At 59.4% G+C, this 22,160-nt stretch carries 21 protein-coding genes and 2 pseudogenes; 15 read left to right on the top strand and 8 right to left on the bottom strand.

Going from position 1 to position 22,160, the window contains the following annotated elements; all coding sequences use genetic code 11:
- The 4 genes from BHMPCIPO_RS23220 to argE form a co-directional block, all read right to left on the bottom strand.
- Positions 1 to 1,464, bottom strand: coding sequence for an aldehyde dehydrogenase family protein (locus BHMPCIPO_RS23220; protein WP_173519164.1), 1,464 nt, complete (start codon positions 1,462 to 1,464; stop codon positions 1 to 3).
- Positions 1,465 to 1,611: 147 nt separating this feature from the next.
- Positions 1,612 to 1,968, bottom strand: a complete 357-nt coding sequence (locus BHMPCIPO_RS23215; RefSeq protein WP_173519163.1) for a cupin domain-containing protein — start codon at positions 1,966 to 1,968, stop codon at positions 1,612 to 1,614.
- Positions 1,969 to 1,992: 24 nt separating this feature from the next.
- The gene (locus BHMPCIPO_RS23210; RefSeq protein ID WP_173519162.1) at positions 1,993 to 2,916 is read right to left on the bottom strand and encodes a 2-hydroxyacid dehydrogenase; all 924 of its coding nucleotides are present in this window, start codon (positions 2,914 to 2,916) and stop codon (positions 1,993 to 1,995) included.
- Positions 2,917 to 2,938: 22 nt separating this feature from the next.
- On the bottom strand, positions 2,939 to 4,063 hold the full coding sequence (gene argE / locus BHMPCIPO_RS23205; RefSeq protein WP_173519161.1) for an acetylornithine deacetylase: 1,125 nt from the start codon (positions 4,061 to 4,063) through the stop codon (positions 2,939 to 2,941).
- Between the two features lie 244 nt (positions 4,064 to 4,307).
- Between argE and BHMPCIPO_RS23200 the strand changes: the two genes are divergently transcribed.
- Together BHMPCIPO_RS23200 and BHMPCIPO_RS23195 are read left to right on the top strand one after the other, a co-directional pair.
- Positions 4,308 to 5,201: a GNAT family N-acetyltransferase gene (locus BHMPCIPO_RS23200; protein WP_173519160.1), complete on the top strand. Its 894-nt coding sequence runs from the start codon at positions 4,308 to 4,310 to the stop codon at positions 5,199 to 5,201.
- A gap of 748 nt (positions 5,202 to 5,949) precedes the next feature.
- Entirely contained in the window at positions 5,950 to 6,174 is a 225-nt protein-coding gene (locus BHMPCIPO_RS23195) for a hypothetical protein (protein WP_173519159.1), read from the top strand.
- Positions 6,175 to 6,227: 53 nt separating this feature from the next.
- Here BHMPCIPO_RS23195 and BHMPCIPO_RS23190 read toward each other — a convergent pair.
- Positions 6,228 to 6,760: pseudogene (locus tag BHMPCIPO_RS23190) on the bottom strand (IS110 family RNA-guided transposase); the annotation flags it as partial.
- Positions 6,761 to 6,998: 238 nt separating this feature from the next.
- Entirely contained in the window at positions 6,999 to 7,466 is a 468-nt protein-coding gene (locus tag BHMPCIPO_RS23185; protein WP_173519158.1) for an Lrp/AsnC family transcriptional regulator, read from the bottom strand.
- Between the two features lie 173 nt (positions 7,467 to 7,639).
- Here BHMPCIPO_RS23185 and BHMPCIPO_RS23180 point away from each other — a divergent pair, with 173 nt between their 5' ends.
- The 13 genes from BHMPCIPO_RS23180 to BHMPCIPO_RS23120 all read left to right on the top strand — a co-directional run bounded on the left by BHMPCIPO_RS23180 (position 7,640) and on the right by BHMPCIPO_RS23120 (position 21,073).
- A complete protein-coding gene (locus tag BHMPCIPO_RS23180) occupies positions 7,640 to 8,704 on the top strand; it encodes a homoserine dehydrogenase (RefSeq protein WP_173519157.1) in 1,065 nt (354 codons plus the stop codon).
- On the top strand, positions 8,701 to 10,110 hold the full coding sequence (locus tag BHMPCIPO_RS23175) for an aldehyde dehydrogenase family protein (RefSeq protein ID WP_173519156.1): 1,410 nt from the start codon (positions 8,701 to 8,703) through the stop codon (positions 10,108 to 10,110). Before BHMPCIPO_RS23180 ends, BHMPCIPO_RS23175 begins: the two co-directional genes overlap by 4 nt.
- Before the next feature lie 128 nt (positions 10,111 to 10,238).
- Positions 10,239 to 11,018 carry an ABC transporter ATP-binding protein gene (locus BHMPCIPO_RS23170; protein ID WP_173519155.1) on the top strand — a complete coding sequence of 260 codons (780 nt, stop codon included), beginning with the start codon at positions 10,239 to 10,241 and terminating at the stop codon, positions 11,016 to 11,018.
- 39 nt (positions 11,019 to 11,057) lie between these two features.
- A complete protein-coding gene (locus BHMPCIPO_RS23165; RefSeq protein WP_173519154.1) occupies positions 11,058 to 11,828 on the top strand; it encodes a transporter substrate-binding domain-containing protein in 771 nt (256 codons plus the stop codon).
- A gap of 113 nt (positions 11,829 to 11,941) precedes the next feature.
- Positions 11,942 to 12,664, top strand: a complete 723-nt coding sequence (locus BHMPCIPO_RS23160) for an ABC transporter permease (RefSeq protein ID WP_173519153.1) — start codon at positions 11,942 to 11,944, stop codon at positions 12,662 to 12,664.
- Between the two features lie 11 nt (positions 12,665 to 12,675).
- A complete protein-coding gene (locus tag BHMPCIPO_RS23155; protein WP_173519152.1) occupies positions 12,676 to 13,365 on the top strand; it encodes an ABC transporter permease in 690 nt (229 codons plus the stop codon).
- A gap of 31 nt (positions 13,366 to 13,396) precedes the next feature.
- On the top strand, positions 13,397 to 14,275 hold the full coding sequence (gene dapA / locus BHMPCIPO_RS23150; protein ID WP_173519151.1) for a 4-hydroxy-tetrahydrodipicolinate synthase: 879 nt from the start codon (positions 13,397 to 13,399) through the stop codon (positions 14,273 to 14,275).
- 158 nt (positions 14,276 to 14,433) lie between these two features.
- On the top strand, positions 14,434 to 15,648 hold the full coding sequence (locus tag BHMPCIPO_RS23145) for a trans-sulfuration enzyme family protein (protein ID WP_246304654.1): 1,215 nt from the start codon (positions 14,434 to 14,436) through the stop codon (positions 15,646 to 15,648).
- Between the two features lie 21 nt (positions 15,649 to 15,669).
- The gene (locus BHMPCIPO_RS23140; RefSeq protein WP_173519149.1) at positions 15,670 to 17,058 is read left to right on the top strand and encodes an aspartate ammonia-lyase; all 1,389 of its coding nucleotides are present in this window, start codon (positions 15,670 to 15,672) and stop codon (positions 17,056 to 17,058) included.
- Between the two features lie 13 nt (positions 17,059 to 17,071).
- Positions 17,072 to 17,866 carry a phosphotransferase gene (locus BHMPCIPO_RS23135; RefSeq protein WP_173519148.1) on the top strand — a complete coding sequence of 265 codons (795 nt, stop codon included), beginning with the start codon at positions 17,072 to 17,074 and terminating at the stop codon, positions 17,864 to 17,866.
- The gene (locus tag BHMPCIPO_RS23130) at positions 17,863 to 18,306 is read left to right on the top strand and encodes an Lrp/AsnC family transcriptional regulator (protein WP_173519147.1); all 444 of its coding nucleotides are present in this window, start codon (positions 17,863 to 17,865) and stop codon (positions 18,304 to 18,306) included. The genes BHMPCIPO_RS23135 and BHMPCIPO_RS23130 overlap by 4 nt, the downstream gene beginning before the upstream one ends.
- Positions 18,307 to 18,329: 23 nt before the next feature.
- On the top strand, positions 18,330 to 19,265 hold the full coding sequence (locus BHMPCIPO_RS23125) for a homocysteine S-methyltransferase family protein (RefSeq protein ID WP_173519146.1): 936 nt from the start codon (positions 18,330 to 18,332) through the stop codon (positions 19,263 to 19,265).
- An 833-nt stretch (positions 19,266 to 20,098) separates the two neighbouring features.
- Entirely contained in the window at positions 20,099 to 21,073 is a 975-nt protein-coding gene (locus tag BHMPCIPO_RS23120; RefSeq protein WP_173519145.1) for a 3'-5' exonuclease, read from the top strand.
- 78 nt (positions 21,074 to 21,151) lie between these two features.
- Here BHMPCIPO_RS23120 and BHMPCIPO_RS33885 read toward each other — a convergent pair whose 3' ends face one another.
- Both BHMPCIPO_RS33885 and BHMPCIPO_RS23110 read right to left on the bottom strand, forming a co-directional pair.
- The gene (locus tag BHMPCIPO_RS33885; RefSeq protein ID WP_246304515.1) at positions 21,152 to 21,400 is read right to left on the bottom strand and encodes a ProQ/FINO family protein; all 249 of its coding nucleotides are present in this window, start codon (positions 21,398 to 21,400) and stop codon (positions 21,152 to 21,154) included.
- Positions 21,401 to 21,683: 283 nt separating this feature from the next.
- Positions 21,684 to 22,106 (bottom strand): annotated as a pseudogene (locus tag BHMPCIPO_RS23110) (DinB/UmuC family translesion DNA polymerase); the annotation flags it as partial.
- Between the last annotated feature and the right edge of the window lie 54 nt (positions 22,107 to 22,160).

Here is a 22,160-nt window from a genome sequence, read left to right as displayed (position 1 = left end):
CTAGAGGTTGATGAGAACGCTCTTGCTCTTGCGATTGGCTTGATAGGCTACGCGTCCGAGGTCCTTGCCGATGCCGGAGCGCTTGTAGCCGCCGGTCGGCAGAATGTGGTCGCGTGAGCGGCTGTACCGGTTGACCCAAACGGTGCCTGCCTGGAGTCGCCGCGTAAGCCGGAGGGCGCGCGACAGGTCACGGGTGAAAAGGCCGGCGGCCAGGCCGTAGGTCGGGTGATCGGCGAGCGCCACGGCCTCCTCTTCGTCGGCAAAGGTCTGCATGGTCAGGACCGGACCGAAGATTTCTTCAGTTATCGCTGGCGAGGAACTGTCGCGCACGGCCATCAACGTCGGCTGATAGAAGTAGCCGGGCGCATCCATTGGCGCGCCCCCGAACAGGCATTCGCCGCCCGCTGCAACGGCAGCCTCGACGATGCCGTGGATGCGGTTCAACTGGCGCTTCGAGATGATCGGCGAGTATTCGGTTGCCTCGTGCCAGGTCGGCCCCGCCTTCGCCGCTCTCATGCGTCTGACGATCGCCTCGGCGAGCGGCGCAGCAGCACCCTCCTCGACGATTAGGCGAGAGCCGGCGACGCAGGCCTGGCCGGCATTGGAGAGGATGCTCTGTGCGATCGCGGCGGCCGCCTTGTCGAGGTCCGCGTCGGCGAACACGAGTTGAGGACTCTTTCCGCCAAGTTCAAGCGTCATGGGTTTGACCCCGGTGCGGGCGATGTTAGCCATGATGGCTGAACCGGCGCCGGTCGAGCCGGTGAAGCTGACCTTGGCGATGTCTGGATGGCCGGTGAGGGCAGTGCCGGTCACCGGACCGTCGCCCAGCACGATATTAACGAGACCAGCCGGCAGGCCGGAGCGGATCGCGAGTTCGGCGAGATAGACGGTCGAAAACGGCGTCAATTCCGACGGCTTCAGTACCACGGCATTGCCGGCCGCAAGCGCGGGGCCGAGCTTCCAGGCGGCCATCGAAATGGGAAAATTCCACGGGGTGATGGCGGCAACGACGCCATAGGGCTCCGTCATGACCATGCCGAGACTACCGTCGTCGGTCGGCACGAGGTCGCTTCCTTCCTTATCGGCGAACTCCGCAAAGAACCGGATCTGCTCGGCGCTGACAGCGACATCGCCGGCGACGAGGTGACCAACGGGACGCGTCGAGGAAAGCGCCTCGAGCTTGGCGAGGGTTTCCGCCTCCCTTTCGATCAGGTCGGCCCAGCGCTGCAGCACGACTGTCCGCTCGCGTGGACGCACGCCGCCCCAGTTGCTAGCCTTCAGCGCATTCTTGGCGGTTTCGACAGCGCGGTCGACGAGTGCCACATCCGCGAGCGGACAGCTGGCATAGGCTTTGCCATCGGATGGACGATGCATGTCGATGACCCCGTCGGCAGGGATCATCCGGTCGCCGATGAAGTGACCGATAGGGAGGTGGACGGTGTCAGGGTCGAAACTCAGTGCCATGCGGATACCTCGGATAACTGCAGTCGAAGCTAGCAAAACTGAGGTAGTCGCTTGGTTTGTTGGTGGAGGTGGCGCGGCGGAAAACACCGTTTTGCAGCCGCCGCGCAGTGTATTGTTTGGCGGGGTCGGATAACCCCGCCCGATCGCTCAAGCCATCACGGTCACGTAGACCTTGCGCACCGTCTCGATCGTCTTCCAGATACCGACGAAGCCCGGCTTCATGACGAAGCTGTCGCCGGCCGTGTAGGTGACCGGCTCGCCGCCTTCGGGCGTGAGTTCAATGACGCCGGAAAGGATATGGCAGAACTCGAAGGTCTCGCCCTTGATCGAGCGCGTCTCGCCGGGCGTCGCCTCCCAGATTCCGGTGTGGATCATTTCGCCACGGGCGACATCCTGAGCCCATGTCTTGAAAGAGGGGTCGCCGGAGATGAGGCGCTCCGGAAGGGGACGGGATTCCCGCGGCGCGAAGGAGGGGTTGGTATCGATGGTCTTCAGGAGTGACATGGCTTTCCTTTCCTGGGGTGGAATTCAATAGCCGCGGCCGCGATCAACGAGCCCGACCGGATCGAGACCCGAGCGGTGGCGTCTGATGTTCTCGATCACGGCCTTGGCGGCGGTTTCCGGTTGAGTCACGCTCGCTATGTGCGGCGTCAGCAGAATCTTCGAATGGCGCCAGATGGCATGGTCCGCCGGAAGCGGCTCGGGGTCGGTGACGTCGATGAGGGCGCCGGAGAGATGGCCGCTGTCGAGTGCGTCGAGAAGTGCCTGATGATCGAGCTGCGGACCGCGGCCGACATGAACGAGCGCCGCACCGGCCGGGAGCTTGGCGAAGAGCTCGGCATCGAGGAAACCGCGCGTCTCGTCGGTTAGAGGAATGAGACAGATGAGGATGTCGGTGTCGGCCAACAGATTGTCGAGACCGTCAGCACCGTGCAGGCATCTGACACCCTCGAGTTCGTGCGCGCTGCGGCTCCAGCCGGATAGGGAAAAGCCGAAGGGCTTCAATCGTTCGAGAACCGCGGTGCCGAGCATGCCGAGGCCGAGCACGCCGATGCGGCGTTCCGACGCCTGAATCTGGGAAATGGCCTGCCAATGTTGGCTGCGCTGCTGGTCCAAATAGGCCGGCAAATTGCGATGGAGCGCGAGTACGGCAAGTGTCACATATTCCTGCATCATCCGGATGATGCCGTCCTCAACCATGCGCACGACCTTCACACGCGGCGGAACGGCCTCGATGCGGAACTGGTCGACGCCGGCGCCGATCGAAAAGAGGATTTCAAGGTTGCGATAGCGCGAAAGATCTTCCGGAACCGTCCAGGTGATCAGGTAGCGCACCGCATCTGGATCGACCGCCGCCGCATCCGTGGCGAAAGGAACGTCCGGAAGCTCACGCGAAAAAGCTTTGGCGAAGATCGCACCGCGTTTTGCGTCGGAATTGAAGAGGAAGGTCATTGCGCGTCTCCGCCTTGATGCCTCAGGCGCGACAACGCTCACCGAGCCGCTCGATCATCGCCTGGCAGGCAGCGAGTTCGTCGGTGAGGATGTATTCGTTCGGCTTGTGGGCGCGGTCAATCTCGCCGGGGCCGCAGATGATCGCGTCGATGCCGGCCTGCTGGAAAAGCCCGGCTTCGGTGCCGTAACTGACAGCCGGGAGAGACACGAGGTCGGTCAGTTCCTCCAGAAGCGTTGCGAGCGGCGCATCGGCGGGGAGAAAGAGCGCTGGATAAGCGCTGAGCTCTTGCCATTCGACTGTGAAACCAAGTTCCCTGAGTTTCTCTGCAGTCCCTCGCACAGGGCTTAGCAGGTCCGCCGGATCGACGCCGGAAATCGCACGCGCCTCGAATTCCGCCTCGCAGGTCTCCGGAATGATATTGACTGCTTGGCCGCCTTGGACAGTGCCAATCTGGAGGGAAGAGTAAGGCGGCTCAAATACGTCTTCAAACGGGCCGCGGGTCAGCCGGTCAGCTTCTCCGGCAGCAGAGGTAAGCACTTTCGCCATGGCATGGATGGCATTCAGCCCCTGGTCCGGACGCGAGGAGTGCCCGGAACGGCCCTTCACCGAAAGCCTCGCTGCCGACTTGCCCTTGTGCGCCCGGATCGCCCGCATGCCGCTCGGCTCGCCGATGAGCGCGCCGAGGGGTTTTTCGCAGAGTTTCGGCAGGCGTTCGATCATATGCGGTACTCCACGGCAGCCGGCCTCCTCGTCATAGGAGAAGGCAAAGTGGATGGGCCGGCGCAGGTGCATCTCGGCGAGCTTTGGCGCGGCGGCGAGGGCGGCGGCCAAGAAACCCTTCATGTCGGTGGCGCCCCGTCCATAAAGTCGGTCCGACTCCTGACGCAGATGAAAGGGATCGCCCGTCCAGCCGCTTTCGGTCGCCGGAACGACGTCCATGTGACCCGACAGAATATAACCCGGCACCTCTTTCGGACCGATCGTGGCGAACAGGTTAGACCGATCGCCCTCCGGGCCGGGAAGGAGCGTGACGGCAATGCCGTGGCTTTGCAGATAGCCGCCAATCCAGGCAACGATGTCAGCATTGGGTGTGCCGACGACGGTGGGGAAGCCGACGAGTTTTTCGAGTATTTCCACTGCCTGCATCTTGTCCTCACAGCATCCATATCTCCGCTGGGGTCAGCGTCGTCGACGATGCCTGGTACTGTAAAAGCCTGGCCAGGCTTTACATGCTGAAAGCGCGTCGGATTTGGAGGATTGTGTTGCGTCAGGCGGCCTCTCAAGTGAATTGTATCGAGCGTACTGTTCTAGTCTAACGTACAAAGGTTTTGGCCGCGTGCCGGTTGGAGTGCGGGACGAGACAGGGCGACGGCAGGACGGGAGGCAAGAGGTGGACACACCGACATCCGAATCCAAAGTCATTGACAGTTTCGAAATGCGCATAGCTGGGATTGAGAGCGCCGATCTCGAGCAACTGCATGCTCTGTCGGTTTCCGTCGGGTGGCCGCTTCGCTCCGAAGACTTGCAGTTCCTGCGCGAGGTCGGCCGAGGCTATATAGCGCTTGACGAAATCGGCAGGCTGACAGGTTCGGCCATGTGGTTTCCGCACGGCGATGATTTCGCGACCATAGGCATGGTGATTACTTCGCCGCGGCTGCAGACAAACGGCGCCGGGCGATGGCTAATGGACCACGTGCTTTCGGATAGCCGAGGACGAGATCTGAGGCTCAATGCGACAAGGGCATCCCGCCGTCTTTATCATTCGCTCGGTTTTGAGCCCATACGGACCATATACCAATGCCAGGGCATGGCCCGCCGGTCGACCGACTTTGTTACTCCAACGGATCAGCCGTTGGTTCGGCGACTGGAAGGGGAGGACCTCGCTGCGGTCGTCGAGCTGGATGCGGGCGGATTCGGTGCCTCGAGGGCGACGCTGATCGGCAAGCTCTTTACACAGTCCCTAGGCTACGGCTTGGTTCGCGGCGGTCGGCTGTGCGCTTTCGCACTTTGCCGTCGTTTCGGCAGGGGGCATGTCATTGGCCCGGTCGTGGCAGAAAATGATGCGGATGCCATCGCCGTGATACGGCATCATGTCGCTACCCACGAAGGTCAATTTCTGCGGCTCGACACACCGGTCGAGGCCGGCGCTTTCGCAACATTCCTCTCGCAATCCGGCTTGGCCGTCTTCGACACAGTGCTCGCAATGTCTCGTCCGGGCAAAGGCGGCGCAGTCGTGGTACCGGGACCGAACCTCTACGGGTTGGCAAGCCACGCGCTCGGCTGACTGCAGCGCAGCTTCTCCAGGCAGAGCGGAAGGCGGTTCCCTCTTGTTGACGATAACGGGGCGGTATCGAGCCGTAATGTTCACGTGTTCTGTATTGCAGTAATAGGACGGGCATTAATAAACGAAACGGCATTTTTGTTAATTAACGAATTCGCTTAATTAACCATAATCGAAGCTGGTTCGAATCCCTTCAAGGCGAGGGATAGGAGACATCCGGACTGAGCGGCATGTTGCCGGCTTCCAGTCGTCTCAAGCGGATGGAGAGATCGCGTTGTTGCCTTTGATCTGAACGCCCGGGAAGCGAGAAGAACGGATTCTTGATCCGAGCGTCTCAATTGGGGCCGAAGGCGATCCGTCAGCTCACCGGATAGTGAAAGTGGTTGTTGCGCAAACGACAAACTGGTCGTCTTCGGAGGTTGCCATTATATGCGTTGCCGACTCGCCCGAGCGTCGCTTCGAAAGGCTCCGCCTCGTCGCTTGAGTAGCATAAACAAAGCGGCGAGGCGGGTGGGTAAAGGCGGATCTGCCAAACGACACGTGCATTCCGCGCCGCCCTATTTGCTGCTAATATCATAACCCCAGCTTCACCACCGGTTGTAGAGGGCAAAGAATGTCTCGGGCTCGCTTCCTTTCCGTTGCCGCATTCTCAATAGGCTTTGCAACGACGATCCACGCAGCGCCTATCAACATGACAGGCAGTCCGTCCTGGACCAGCCCCACCGCTGCAAATCCATCGGATTTGGTTCTGGTGGCAGAGACCAAGAAGCCGCTGGTGAAAGCGCCATCGGTTAAGGATAGAGCAACCGGCCCACTGACCACGGTCGGCTCTGCTGAACTGACTGCTCAGGAATGTGAGCGCGTTGGCGGTGTCGTGACGGCTAACGGTGACCCTAACTGCAAGTCGAACCAGCGGTGCAAGACGACGCTAAGCAATGGCGACATCCGCTCGGTCTGTATCGACGAAGCAAACTAGGCTTATCAGGCCGGGCTTTTCACCGTAAGACCGTATGTCCTTCTTCGGGAGTGAAATTCGTCAGCGAGAGATGCAAATAGATCGCGTGCCAGGGCTGGAATGGTTTCGTCAATCAGGATCCGTTCAAGCAGTAGCGGGATATGGGACATGCCTTTACCGGCGGTCAGCCCAAACTCAGCCGCATGGCCGCGAATCGTATTGGAAAGCTGCGTTTGTGCGGAAACAACGCGCTCGCGCATGCCAACTAGCATCAGTACGGCTTGCTGATCCGCCGATTTCATCGGAACGAACCGCATTGTTAGGCGGCTCATCGCCTCGCATAGTGCTTCCGCATCAGCTGCGTCATTTTTGCCACGTTTGACGTAAGGCTTCACGAGCTGCGGGGGATCAGTCTGACCTCATGCCCGAGCGCGGTCAGCGACCGGGCCCAGTGATGCGAAGCACCGCAGGCTTCGATCGCAATCACAGTCGGCGGGCATTCCGTGAAAAAGCCCATCATTTCCTTACGGCGCAACTTCTTGCGCAGGATCGGTTGCTCAGCAGCGTTGACGCCATGCAATTGAAAGACATGTTTTGACGTATCCATGCCAATACGAATAATTTGTCCACGGACGGCTCCCTTTGCTTGAGTTCACAACGACTCCCTCTGGCACATTCGATGCCGTTGGGGGCCGTCCACCCCAACAGAAGCAAGCACTCGGCGAGGGATTGAGCGCACAAGGGATTGACGCAACGCCCGTTACAGAAGATCGCATAATGTATCCACCGGAAGGCGCCGCGAATCTGCGGTCAGCTTGCGTCCTTGTAGCGCGGGAGCGCTTGGACTAGCTTGCGACCGGTACGAACATCCCGAGCTTAATATCTTTTAGCACGACATTGGTGTGAATGCGCTTGATCTGCGGGTTTTCTGACATCAAGTTGGCAGTGATCTCGTCATATTGGCCAACGTCCCGAGCCGTGATAATCGCGATTAAGTCCACTGCACCGGTCACATAGTAGACCTGTTGGATATGTTCCTGTTTGGCAAGCCAGACGCGAAACTTCGACAGGGCGTCGTAGTTCTCGCGTTCGATCTCCATTCCGGCGATAAACGTCATGGGGTTGCCGGCGACTTTGCGGTCGATGATAGCAATCTCGGCGGTAATGATGTTTGAGTCCCGCATCCTTTTCAGGCGACGCTGCACGGCTGATGCGGACAAACCCACTAAGTCGCCGATGGCCTCCGCCTTCATCTGGCAGTCAACCTGTATGATGCTCAAAATCCTGCGGTCGAAGTCGTCAATCGGTTCCATTTTCTCATCCCAGGCATTTCCTTGGCCGCCTCTGCACTACCACGCTTTCTGCCACATTTGCGCAGTTGTCGCGCACGCTTGTCAAAGCGGCCAGATTTTTGGCCGTTTCGGAAGCTTCCTGCTGCGTTTGCCGGCAGTCATGCTCTTCTCATCGCCCAGGATGAGGAACCGACATGGTACAGTACAACATAGCTCTTATCGGATTCGGTGGAGTCAACCGCGCTCTCGCGCAGCTCGTGGCCGAGCGAAACGAGCTCTGGCAATCGGAACTCGGCTTCCGGCTCAACATTGTCGCGGTGACCGATCTTAATCTCGGCTCCGTCGTCTCGCGAAATGGCATTGATGCACGAATGCTCGTTGAGACCAATTTCGAGAAGGGCGGCTTCGCCAGGCTTTCCGGTGGATCTGCGGAAGCGGACAACGAAAAAGTCATCCGGCAGGCGCCTGCTGACATAGTTGTCGAGGCCACCTTCACAAACCCTCGCGACGGAGAACCGGCCGTTTCCCATTGCCGTTGGGCGCTCGAGAATCATAAGCATGTTGTCACGACCAATAAGGGCCCGGTGGCCCTTGCTGCTGCCGATCTCAAGGCAGTGGCTCGTCGCAACCATGTTCATTTCGAGTATGAAGGGGCCGTCATGAGCGGAACACCCGTGATACGTTTGGCGAAGAACGCACTTGCCGGCGCTGGCCTCAGCGGATTCGAAGGCATCCTCAACGGCACCTCCAATTTTGTACTCGGTCGCATGGAGGCCGGGCTCGGTTTTTCTGCGGCGGTCAAAGAGGCCCAGGGGTTCGGCTACGCCGAGGCTGATCCGACCGCTGATGTTGAAGGCTACGACGTTCGTCTCAAGGTGGTCATTCTGGCAAATGAACTGCTGGGCGCAGCGCTCAAACCGACGGACGTGTCTTGTGAAGGAATTTCGGCGCTCACCACCATGGACATAGAGACAGCCGCCAAAGAGGGATACCGCTGGAAGCTGATCGGTTCGGCGGCGCGTCTAGAGAACGGTAGCGTCGAGGCATCTGTCGCGCCGCGCCGTCTGCCGCTCGACCACCCACTCGCGGGAGTGAGCGGCGCCATAAACGCCGTATCCTTCACCACTGAGATGCTCGGTTCAGTGACGGTAACGGGTCCGGGAGCTGGCCGGGTCGAGACCGCTTATGCTCTTCTCTCCGATATTATTGCTATCCACCGCTCAGCGTCGGCCGGTTCGATCACGGAGGCCGCGGAATGACAAACGTCAAGCTTCAAGTTGCCCCGACTACGGAATTGATCGACGTTTTCAATCCTTATGACGGCAAGGTTGTCGAAAGCGTAAGAGCCAGCACGTCCGACGACGTTGGCACCCTTCTTGAGCGTGCCAAGCGGGGGGCGGCGGTGTCGCGAGCGCTCCCTAGGCATCGCCGGGCCGCCATTCTGGAACAAGCAGCACGGCTCGTAGGGGACCATCTCGAGGATTTCGCACGCACGATTGTCTGCGAGGCGGGCAAAACGATCACGCAGGCCCGCAAGGAGGCATCGCGTTGCGTGAACACGTTGAAGCTCTCTGCGGAGGAAGCCAAGCGCAACGCCGGCGAGATTATTCCGTTCGACGCCTACGCGGGCTCCGAGACGCGCCAAGGCTGGTTCACACGCGAACCGCTTGGAATCATTGCTGCCATCACCCCCTATAATGATCCGCTGAATCTCGTAGCGCACAAGCTTGGCCCTGCAATCGCGGGTGGCAATTCGGTCTTTTTGAAGCCGTCAGAGTTCGCGCCGCTTTCCGCTCTCAAGCTGGTTGGGACGTTGATCGAAGCGGGCCTGCCAGAGGAAATCGTCACCGTCGCGATTGGCGGCGCAGATCTGGGGCGCGCCATTGTCTCAGCTCGCGATATCCGCATGGTGTCATTTACCGGTGGCTTTGCGACCGGCGAGGCAATCACGCGGACGGCCGGTCTGAAGAAGCTCGCCATGGACCTTGGCGGCAATGCTCCGGTTATCGTCATGGCAGACAGCGACCTTGAAAAGGCGGTGGAAGGCTGCATCTCGGGCGCCTATTGGGCGGCCGGCCAGAACTGCATCGGCACGCAACGCGTTCTCGTCCAAACCGCCTTCTACGAAAAGTTCCGCCAGGCATTTGTCGCGGGCACCCGCAGCCTTCGTGCCGGAGACCCGCGCCTTGAGGCTACGGACGTCGGACCCATGATTTCCGCCGCTGCGGCCGAACGCACCGAAGAAGCCGTAGAAAGAGCCCTATCTGCTGGCGCGCGGCTGCTATGCGGCCATCGCCGCGAAGGCGCCGTCTACCACCCAACCGTGCTCGAAGGCGTCCCGCGTGACAATCGTCTCTGGAAGGAGGAGGTTTTCGCACCAGTTGCGATACTCGAGCGCTTTGAGACGCTTGCGGACGCAATCCGGCTAGCGAACGAACCGGACTACAGCCTGCATGCTGGCGTCTTCACCAACAATCTCGCCGTTGCACTGGAGGCCGCAGCCGGCATTGAGGCCGGTGGCGTTATGATCAACGATTCCTCTGACTATCGATTTGACGCCATGCCGTTCGGAGGTTTCAAACACGGCAGCATGGGCCGCGAAGGCGTGCGCTTTGCCTACGAGGACATGACCCAACCCAAGGTGATCTGCATCAACGGGCAGTGACGCGGAAAAGCCGCGATGTCTAGCAACACGTCGCGGAAAAAATCCTCAACAACATACGATTGTGCGGCAACGCCGCGCAAGCGATTGCTAAATTGCGCCCTAACAAGCCACGAAAAAGTGGGGAACGAATGACAACCAGCATTTCATGCGCACTGCGCGTCGACGACGTACACAAGAGTTACGGCACCCACGAAGTGTTGAAAGGCGTATCACTTGCTGCGGGAAAGGGGGAGGTCATCTCGCTGATTGGGTCCTCAGGATCCGGCAAGAGTACCTTCCTTCGCTGCATCAACTTTCTCGAGGTCCCGGACCGCGGCCGTTTCATCATCAACGGTGAGGAAGTACTAATGAAGGCTGGATCGGCCGATCGCGTACGTCCTGCCAACTGGCGACAAGTAGAGCGCATCCGGATCGGTCTCGGCATGGTTTTCCAGAGCTTCAATCTTTGGGCACACATGACTGTCCTTGAGAATGTCATCGAGGCGCCAGTCCACGTGCTCGGGATGAGCCGCAGGCAGGCGACCGAGAAAGCTGAAGCGCTGCTGCATAAAGTTGGGCTCTACGAAAAACGCCACGTCTACCCCGCCTTCATGTCAGGTGGACAGCAACAGCGCGCGTCAATAGCGCGGGCGCTGTGCGTGGATCCATCCGTGATGCTGTTTGATGAACCGACCTCGGCTCTTGATCCGGAACTCGTTGGGGAAGTGCTCAAGGTCATCCGAGATCTCGCGGAAGAGGGCCGCACGATGCTGCTCGTAACGCATGAGATGAAGTTCGCCCGCGACGTCTCAAGCCACGTGATGTTCCTGCATCAAGGCCGCGTCGAGGAAGAGGGCAAACCGGAGCAAATCTTTGGCGCTCCCATCAGCGCGCGGTGTCGCGAATTCACGAGCTCGTCACGCCATTGAGCGCGGCAGTGCACCAAGCAAAAACGAAAGGGAACTGACATGAAGACCGCAATTTACCTTATCGCCGGAGCAGCTCTTTTCGCCTCGGGCGCTGGCGCGGGTGCGGAAGTGCGCTTTGGCATCATGAACGAAGCCTACCCGCCGTTCTTTACCAAGGACGCGTCGGGCAAATGGATCGGCTGGGAAATCGATCTGATGGATGCGATCTGCTCGGAAATGAAGGAAAGCTGCTCGGTCGTTGACATGTCTTGGGATGGGCTCATCCCGGGTCTTCAGTCAAAGAAATTCGACGTCATCTGGTCTTCCATGTCCATCACGGATGAACGTAAGAAGACAATCGCCTTCACGAACAAGTACTACAACACACCAAGCAAACTGATTGGTGCACAAGACGGCAAAAGCGGTACTACCGCCGATGACGTCGCCGGCAAAACGATTGCCATCCAGGTCTCCACGGTCCAGACCGAATATTACAAAAAGCACTTTGCGAGCGTGGCCGACGAGAAGACCTATGCCACACTGGATGAGGCTTTCCAGGACCTCGCAGTCGGCCGCGTGGACTACGTGTTCGGCGACTCCATCCCGCTGATGACATTCCTTGGATCGGATTTTGGCAAGGATTGCTGCGAGGACAAGGGCAATGTCCAGGATGACCCGGATGTTCTGGGACAGGGGATCGGCGGCGGATTGCGCAAAGAAGATTCCGAGCTGCTCGCCAGGTTGAACGCCGCCATCACTGCCATTCGAGCTAACGGAAAATACGCAGAGATCTCCAAGAAGTATTTCAACTTCGACCCCTACGGCGAATAGTCGGACCTAGCGGGAGTTAAGGCGACCCGCTGTATCTCCGCCGATTGCCCCCTCTCACCGACAAAGCGTTCGAGCCGTAACGAATCTGCTCGGACGCCGCGGAGCTGTTGTTCATGCAGACAAGCTTATCCATTCTCGAACTGCTTTCTCCCAATCCACCGGGATGGGGCGGGGTACTGCTTTCGGGCGCGGTCTCGACCATTATGATTTCGCTCGGAGCGTACCTGGTCGGCATATCGATCGGGCTTGCGGCCGCGGCCGGCAAACTCAAGGGCAGCCGTGCCGTCGCCACCTTGCTTGATCTTTATACGACGGCGGTGCGCGCTATCCCGGAACTGATCCTGATCATTGGTCTCTATTATGCCGGGACGGACGGCATCAATAGACTGCTTTCCGCACTCGGCTTCCCGCCAATCGAGATCAACGGCTTCCTCGCCGCCGTCCTTGTGCTCGGGGTCGTGCAGGGCGCCTACATGACCGAGGTGCTGCGCGGTGCAATCCTTGCCATTCCCGTTGGCCAGATCGAAGCCGCGAGCGCCTTCGGCATGCGACCGTGGCTGCGCTTCCGCCGGATCGTTCTGCCCGCTCTTATACCGAATGCGATCCCCGGCATGGCCAATCTCTGGATGTCGGTAACCAAGGACAGTGCGTTGATCGCCGTCGTCGGCTACCAGGAACTGGCGCTTGCGACACGTCTCGCCGCCGGAAATACCAAACATTATTTCCTGTTCTTCTTCGCCGCTGCCGCAATCTATCTGGCGATCACGGTCGCCTCCAATGTCGTGTTCGCTAGCCTGGAGACCCATTTCCGACGCGGACAGCCGAGAGCAGCCTGAGGAGACGCACAATGGATTTCTCGTGGGTCTTCAACTATTGGCCGCTCATCGCCGCAGGCGCGTTACAGACGATACTTCTGCTCTTCATTTCGGTCACTCTCGGCTTCGTTTTGGCGATCGGCCTTGCGCTCGCGCAGGTGAGCGGTCCCCATTGGCTGCGATGGTGCGCAAAAGCCTACTGCACGTGCTTGCGTGGTACGCCACTGCTCATCCAATTGTGGCTGCTTTATTATGGCGTCGGGTCTTTGCTGCCTATGATCCCCGGCCTGCGCTCAAGCTTCCTTTGGCCGATCGTGCGCGAGGGCTTCTTCTTCGCGGCGGTCAGCTTCACGCTGAATTACGCCGCCTACGAGGCGGAGGTGCTGCGCGGTGCGTTGCTCGCCGTTCCAAAGGGAGAACTGGAAGCCGGACGCGCCTTCGGCATGACACGGTGGACCCTTTTGCGGCGAATTTGGCTGCCACGGGCGATCCGCATCGCCCTGCCGACGATCACCGGCGAGGTGGTGCTACAACTGAAGGCGACACCGCTCGCCTTCACCGTCACCGTGATGGATCTCTATGCCGTCGCCTACAAGATCAGGCAGGACACGCTACTCGTCTACGAGCCTCTGGCCGTCGTGACCGTCTTCTATATCTGCCTCACCCTCATGATCACGCGCGCCTTCCGCATCGTCGAGATGCAGGTCCCGATACGGCGCTGACATCGCCGGTGCAAGTCAAACGGAGATTACGATGTTTAAAGGATCGATCACGGCTCTTGTCACACCGTTTCAAGACGAGAAGGTTGATGAAGAGGCCTTTCGGTCGCTCGTCGAATGGCAGATTGCGGAGGGCACCAACGGTCTTGTCCCCTGCGGCACGACCGGAGAGAGCCCGACACTTTCACACGCCGAGCACAAGCGGCTGGTTGAACTGACTGTGGACGTAGCGAGGGGACGAATTCCTGTGATCGCTGGCGCCGGATCCAACAGCACTGATGAGGCGATCGACTTTTCAAGGCACGCGCAGGAGGCGGGCGCCGATGCGCTGCTTGTCGTCGCGCCCTATTATAACAAACCGACGCAAGAGGGACTCTACCAGCATTTCCGCGCCATTGACGCGGCGGTCTCTATTCCGATCATTGTCTACAATATACCACCACGCAGCGTCGTCGACGTCTCCGTGGACACGCTTGCACGTCTGGCACGGGATTGCCGAAACGTAATCGGCGTGAAGGACGCCACCGCCAATCTCCTGCGTCCTTCCTTGGAACGAATGGCCTGCGGTCGAGATTTCAATCTGCTATCGGGCGAGGACGGCACAGCCATTGGTTACATGGCGCATGGTGGACACGGCTGCATATCCGTGACCGCAAATGTCGCGCCGCGACTTTGTGCGGAGTTCCAGTCCGCGTGTCTTGCGGGTGATTTCCGTCGCGCGCTCGAAGTTCACGACCGCCTGATGCCACTGCACCGCGCGCTTTTCCTGGAAACCAACCCGGCGGGTCCGAAATACGCCCTCTGGCGCCAGGGGCGCATGCGCCGGGACGTGCGTCTGCCGCTCGTAACGGTCGCGCCTGCGGTGGAAGCCGAAATCGATCAAGCCATGCGACACGCCGGTCTTTCGGTCTGATCTGCCGGTCTCTCGGCCAGATCGCCTTAGGCAGCAACGGCAAAGTCAGCGCAAACGATGCCACCATCCCTAGTCAGGGACTGAATGCCCAGGAGGATACCCAGATGACAACGACACTCCCAGCTCTGTTCGAGCGCGAGCCAGCCCAGAACAAGAGCATGCCCGGCGCTACAATGGGTCTCAGTCGCGAAACCCTCGCTCTGAACGGCGGGCTCGTCATCGATCCCTCAACGAAGGCCATCGCCCCCAACGTTTCCATGTCCGTCAACAATGTGTTGACACCCGGTGACGGAGCTTTTTCCGCGGATGGCGTCGACGATCTGACCGCGCTGCCGTTCCTCTATGCGCGCTGGACCAATCCTACGGTGCGGCAGCTGGAGCAGCGCCTTGCCGCACTCGAAGCCACCGATGACGCGGTTGCCACGGCAACGGGCGTTGCGGCAATCGGCGCAACGTTCCTTACCTTCTTGAAGAAGGGCGACCACCTGATTGTGAGCGACGTTTGCTATGCCGGTGCCAACGAACTCGCCCGGCGCATATTGCCGGACTACGGCATTGAGGTGACGCCGGTGAACATGTCGCGCACCGAGGAGGTTGCTGCCGCGTTCCAGCCCAACACCAGGCTTGTCCATTGCGAAAGTCCGTGCAATCCGATCCTGCGCCTGACCGATCTTGCCGCCATCGCCGGCGTTGCACGAAGGCACGGTGCTCTGATGTCGGTCGATTCAACATTAGCCACTCCTGTGGCCACGCAGCCGCTGACACTCGGAGCGGATCTCGTCATCCACTCCCTGACGAAGTTTATCAACGGGCATGGCGATACGTTGGGCGGCGTCGTTTGCGGACGCAAGGAGCTGGTGGAAAAAATCCGCTCACGCGCCGGCGTATATCTCGGTGCGTCCATGCCGGCCATGAACGCTTGGCTCATCCTGCGTGGCATCGACACGCTGTTTCCCCGCATGCGGGCGATCTCTGACTCCGCGACAAAGATCGCGACGTTCCTGCAAGGTCATCCGGCGGTGGCGGCTGTAGCCTACCCGGGACTACCCTCCCACCCGCAGCATAACTTGGCGAAATGCCAGATGGATCTGTTCGGAGGCGTGCTGACCTTTCAGGTGAAAGACCCCGCGACGATGGCCCGGAAGCTCGCCGCGCATCTCAAGGTTGCCCATTATGCCTTCTCGCTCGGTCATCAGCGCTCAATCGTGGTGCTGCTCGATACGCAGGAAATGATGAAATCGACCTACGGGCTCACAGGTGAGCAGCTCGCTGATTACCGCCGCTTTGCGGGGGATGGAGTGTTCCGGCTGTCGGTCGGGCTGGAGGCGACCGACGATCTCATTGCCGACCTCGACCAAGCGATCAATGCGTGAACCTGAGCGCAGAGAAAGATTATGACAAAGACTCGCATCGAAACTGACCTGCTCGGGCCCCGGACAATTCCGGCAAACGCCCTGATTGGGATCCACACGCTACGAGCAACGGAGAACTTCGACGTATCAGGGATCAGGCTCCAAGATTTTCCCGAGTTCGTGCAATCTTTAGGAATGGTCAAGCAGGCCGCCGCCGCGACCAATCTCGAACTTGGACTTCTTGAACCTCGTCTCGCACGGGCAATCGAGCGCGCCGCCGACAGACTGATCGCCGGGGAAATTCTCGAGCCGCATTTTCCGGTGGACATGATGCAGGGCGGGGCGGGGACTTCGACCAACATGAACGTCAACGAGGTAATTGCCAATCTTGCATTGCAGGGCCTGGGGCGGCAGCTTGGCAGCTATGATGCGGTCAACCCAAACGATCATGTAAACCTCTCCCAGTCGACAAACGACGTTTATCCGACCGCAATTCGTCTGACGGTGCTGCGGGAAGGTGAGAAACTAAGCTTGGCTCTTTCGGCATTGGTAGCCTCGTTTCGATGCAAGGGAGAAACCTTCTCTGACATCCTGAAGGTTGGCAGGACGCAGCTCCAGGATGCCGTCCCGATGTCACTTGGGCAGGAGTTCGAAGCCTTCGCGGAGACATTGGAAGAAGACGTCGCACAATTTCTCAGCGCCGCCGAGCTGATGCGCGAAGTCAATTTGGGTGGCACCGCGATCGGTACAGGAGTCAACGCGCCCGCGGAGTTCTCTGTTGCGGCCTGTGCGCATCTGTCCCGCATCTCTGGCATCACTCTCCGACCCGCGCGCAACCTCGTCGAGGCGACGTCTGACACCGGCGCCTTCGTTTCGATCTCGGGCGCTCTCAAACGCATGGCAGTGAAGCTTTCGAAGATCTGCAACGACCTACGGCTCCTGTCGAGCGGCCCGCGCGCGGGCTTCGGCGAAATCCGGCTTGCAGCCATGCAGGCGGGCTCTTCAATCATGCCGGGCAAGGTCAATCCGGTGATCCCAGAAATGCTGAACCAGATCGGCTTCCAGGTGATCGGCAATGATATGGTGGTCACACTTGCAGCCAGTGCCGGGCAACTCCAGCTGAATGCGATGGAGCCTGTCATCGTGCTCAACATTCTCCAATCCATGCGGCTTCTGACGCGAGGCATGGACGCGCTGCGAACTCGATGCATTGAAGGAATCGAGGCCGATGCAGAGCGTTGCCGGGCGCTTCACGACGATTCCCTCGTTCTTGCAGCAGCCCTCAATCCTCTCATAGGATATGCCCAGGCCGCATGCCTTGCCCGAACAGCACTGGCGGAACGGAAGTCGCTGCGCGAGGTGGTCGGGCGCGACAGTGGGCTGTCTGCGGCAGAGATCGACACGATCTTTGGAGAACCGAGGCGACACTGAAGGAAGCATAAGAATGGCTGTGTTCACAGATCTGACCGAGGTCGAGTGTCGCCAAATCGCCACGGCCTACCGCCTGGGACGTCTGACCTCGGTCATCGGCATTGCCGACGGCGATGCCGAGACCACCTTTCTCTTCCGCTCAGAACGCGGTGAGTTCATTGTCACCTTGTTCGAAAGCGGCGCCGATCCCTTCGATCTCGAGCGTGCTTTTCGCACTATGGAAACCCTTTCTGCCGCAGGCGTACCCTGTCCGACGACGTTCCGAACCGATGCCGGCGCAGCGACGGTCACCGTGTCTGGCAAGCTCGTTGCGGTTGTCGGCTTCATGCCGGGGTCACGACCGAACGAGATCACCCCTGAGAAGAGCCGGGCGCTGGGGGGCTGCGTCGCGCGCATCCACCAGACCTTGAGGCGTTCCTTTGACGAAGGGCGCTCAGGCCTCCCGAAAGGTCCGGTGCACGGAGCCCTCAATCGGGACAATGTCTTCTTCCTCGGCGAGGCCGTGAGTGGCGTCATTAATTTCCGATTGCGCCACGACGACATTTTGGTCGCGGAACTCGGGCAAGTCTTAATGCGCTGGACCGCGCGAGCGGACGGTATGCTGGAGAACAGGCTCGTCCGCCCCTTGCTCGCCGGGTACGAAGAGGTCCGTCGTTTGACTGCACCAGAATGGCGCGCCTTACCGGCCTTCGTGATGGCCGCTGCTGCTGCCGAGCTTGGAAAAGATTGCAGGCTCACGGATTTTGAAGCGGGCACGTTCAAGGCCTTCCACTCCGCCAAGGCATGTACCGAGGAGCTGCAGCCATGAAGCGAATTCTCGACCGAGCGGATGAGCGCATCCTGATCGAGTTGGCTCGAAATGCCCGAATCCCGCACGCCGAGTTGGCGGAGGTGGTCAATCTGTCGCGCAACGCCGTGCGCCAGCGGATTGAGCGGTTGGAGCGGGACGGTCTTATTCAGGGCTACACGATCATCGCTGGCGAGGGTAGGCCGCCCGCCACAGCCGTCACTGCGATGATGTTCGTGTATCGACACGACCGCATGCGCGGTGGTGACGTCATCCACGCGCTCAAACGACTGCCGGAGGTGGTGTCCTGCGACGTCATGAGCGGCGAGTTTGATCTGGTCGTTCGAGTTGAAGCGGGCGCCACCGACCGCATCCGCGAAATCTGGCAGGAAATATCGGCACTTCCGGGCGTTCGAGACACGCTCACAGCGTTCGCACTGTCTTCGGTGATCAAGCGATGAGCCGGGCCAAAAAGGGATAAGCCATGAAACCGATTAAAATTCTCGACGGCGGAATGAGCCGCGAACTTGTCCGACTTGGAGCGAACCTCAGGCAGCCTGAATGGTCAGCGCTCGCGCTAATGGAGGCTCCGGAAGTTGTCCGGCGCGTGCATGAGGAGTTCATCGTCGCGGGCGCCGATGTCATCACCACCAACAGTTACGCATTGGTGCCGTTTCATATCGGTGAGGAGAGATTTCGTGCCGAGGGCCGCAGGCTGATTGCTCTTGCTGGAAGACTTGCGCGCGCAGCAGCCGATAGTGCTAAAGAGCGCAAAGTACTCGTCGCCGGATCTCTGCCGCCGATATTCGGTTCATACGAACCGCAACTCTTCAGACCGGAGCGGGCGCAGGACTATCTTGGCGTATTGGTCGAAGAGCTCACGCCCTACGTTGATCTGTGGCTAGGTGAGACTCTGAGCCTCGTGGCCGAAGCCGAGGCAGTGCGGCAGGCAGTAGCGAGCACCGGCAAACCGTTCTGGATCTCTTTCACGCTTGACGACGGGCCAGGCACAGAGCCAAACCCGGCAGCCCTGCGTTCCGGGGAACTCCTGGACGATGCTGCACGCTGGGTTGCCGGGTCGGGAGCTCAGGCACTCCTGTTCAATTGCAGCCGTCCAGAAGTTATGCAGGCAGCGGTCGAGGAGGCGTCTGAGGTCTTAGACACCTTGGGCGTTTCCCTAAATATAGGTGTTTATGCGAATGCATTCGCTTCCGATGAGGAGGGAGCGGCAAATGAAACGTTACATTCCGTTAGAGATGATCTCTCAGCTGACCGATATTCTCGCTTCGCTTGCGGTTGGGTGAAGAGCGGAGCCTCGATCATCGGTGGCTGCTGTGGTGTGGGTGCGTCGCATATACGGTGCGTCGCTTCTCGGCTTAATCGGCGCGAAAACGATTCGTACTCGCGTTTAGCTGAATAGGTGGCGCGCTCCTGCGAGCACAACGGCCTTATCCCCGAACAATTGCGCTCGGCTTTCTTAATTGAGCTAAGCCCCCGACCGACTTACGTCCTCAAGTTGCTTGGGAAGTGGCTGGAGTGGCGGCAGTTCACGGCCGTCCCGGGAGACTAGGCACAAGGCTTCGGTAACGAGGCCGTTCCAGTCAAGCAAAAAGTGACGACCGCAGCGGCGCCGTCATGCTGCCAGTGCGGTAAATAATCCCTACAGATTCCCTTTCGCCGATGCCTGGCTTGCTCCGTCCTTCATTTGAAATCACCCCGGGTTCATGCTTCGGTCCGTGGTCAGCGCGATGGCTGCCAACATGATGCTGGTCCAGTGCGGTAATTCCGATGTGCCCATCTCATTGGCGTGCTCGACCGAGGCCGAACGATGGCCAGTTTCCATTAAGAAGATTGTCGTTTGCGGCGCGCAAGCGCCGACTCGGTCGAGGATCTGTAAGGCGGCTTTTTTCGCATATCCCGGGAAATGTCTTGCAGATTGAGTTAGACATCTGACGTATCCATGACCAATTTGAACGATACCAATCTTAGGCAGACCGTTAGAACTGGCCGTTCCCAGGGGAACGATCGTGAGGAACGATCGACCCCGCACTTGCCCAAGCCCTGCCTTGTCCCTGCCGCTCCGTGAACGAGATCCAGGGAACGACGCTCGTTTCCCATTTGCAAAGTCGCTGCGATCGCTGCTTTCTATCGTTTCCGCAATTTCCCCGGAGTTCGTTCAAGCGTATGGCTTAGATCTGAGCTTCCGGGCCTTGGATTCGGGGAACAGATTCGGGAACGATTTCGAGAAAGCGAATGACACAACAGTTCGACCTATTTGTTTCCGATGAGCCGGCCCCCTCAAAAGCTGTCCATCCATTAAGTATGAAGCGACAGGCTTCAACCGTTCTCAGCGATGAGGAGATGGTCCGGCACCTGCGGGCAACGGGCCGGTTTCGGATTCTGACAAAGCTTGAGCCTCGCCCCATCGCGACGGCGTTACGCCCCGAGTTTCCCTTGAAAGGCGTCATCCTCGATACGGAAACGACAGGTCTCAACCATCGCAAGGACGAGATCATAGAGATTGGTGCCATCGCCTTGACATTCGACGAGGTCGGCAACATTGGCGATGTGACCGGCGTCTATGGAGGGCTTCAGCAACCAAGCGTTCCGATTCCACCTGAGGTCACACGCCTGACCGGAATTACGGATGCAATGGTCATTGACCAGATGATCGATATTCAGGCATTGCGCGCGATGGTCGAACCGGCCGATCTCATCGTTGCGCATAACGCCGGTTTCGATCGGCCTTTCTGCGAAGCTTTTTCTCCTATCTTTGCGGACAAGGCCTGGGCTTGCTCCGTCTCTGAAATCGATTGGGCATCCCGCGGCTTCGAAGGCACCAAGCTCGGTTACCTGATTGGGCAGGCGGGTTATTTCCACGACGGACATCGAGCCGTCGATGACTGCTTCGCACTCCTGGAGGTCTTGGCAAAGGGCGAGGATGGCGCGAGCCGTACGCCGTTTACCGAACTCTATGAGGCAAGTCAGCGATCCCGCGTTCGTGTGTTCGCGCAGAACAGCCCATTCGACATGAAGGACCACCTGAAGGCGCGCGGCTATCGCTGGTCGGACGGCAGCGACGGGCGCCCGAAGTCATGGTGGATTGAAATCGGCGAGGATGCTCTCGAGGGCGAGCTTCGATACCTGCGCGAAGATATCTATCGCTGGGATGAGGCCGATCCACCTATCAAGTACCTGACGGCCTTCGACCGCTTCAAGGCGTCGTGAAGCCGTCTCTCAATCAGACCGGTACTGGCTATCCGGCCGTATTGGGAGACCGGCGTCTTTCAAGAAAAGCTGCACGGATCATTTCCGTCTTTGAAGGCGGCGTAGCGGGAGCAAGAGGGAGGCATGCGTTTGGCTTGCGCTTCCCGTCGCGCATCCTGAAGCTTGCTGAGCATCCAATCGATCGGCGTCGGGTACGAAATCGATCGGCACGCCGTTAATGTCATGGCGGTGCGAATCCCGGCGTGCGACCGCGATCTGATAGCTTCTCGAATGGATGTAGGCCCCGGTCGCTTTGCGTAGCGTTGACACGCTGACATCGGATCTCATTCCATAGGCCCAAGGCAAACGGCCGGATCGGGTCGCCAACTTTTATCGGCAGGATCGCAATCGGCCGTGTGAGGAGAGCATTGATCTCCTCAGCCTTTGATACCTCTCTATCGCGTGCCGGAACCGGGCCGGTGTTTTCTCGCGAAGATTTCGATGTGGGAGGTTTCTGACGTGTCACAGTTCGTGCCTGCAGCAATCTGGCAAAATCCTCATTGAGGTTATGTCGCACAACATGTCAACAGAGCGACATTAGGCCGAGCCGCACGGTCTCGGCCGGACAAGCTTAAAGCGCGAGCGCGAGTTGAGGTTTGTCTTCGATGGTTGCGCTGTCGAGCGATGACAGCGACACGCCCAAAAGCCGAATACCTTTCGCGACCGGGAAAAGCGGCGAGAGCAGGAGCGTCGAGACGTCGGCGAGTTCCCCAGCGTTCGCGATTGGGGCCCAGACAGCCCTTCTCCGGGTGATCTGTGTGAAGTCAGCCCATTTCACTTTCAGTGTTATCGTCTTGGCGTGAATTCGGTTTAGCTCGCAATAGCGCCAGACCTTCTCGATCAGCGGCTGAAGTCCTGAGCGTGCCGTGTCGAAATCGTGACTGTCAGCGGAGAAAGTATCTTCCGCACCGATCGACTTGCGCACCCGGTCGGGTTTGACCTGCCGTTCGTCGATGCCGCGGGCGATCCAGTAATAGCAACTGCGGCCCCGACCTTGAACGCATCGTAAGTCTCGTCATATCGCACCATGCGACCTACTACCGGGCAA

Origin of the sequence: Ensifer sesbaniae (genome assembly GCF_013283665.1) — a bacterium.
Classification (GTDB): domain Bacteria; phylum Pseudomonadota; class Alphaproteobacteria; order Rhizobiales; family Rhizobiaceae; genus Ensifer; species Ensifer sesbaniae.
This window is presented reverse-complemented; position numbering and strand designations above follow the sequence as displayed.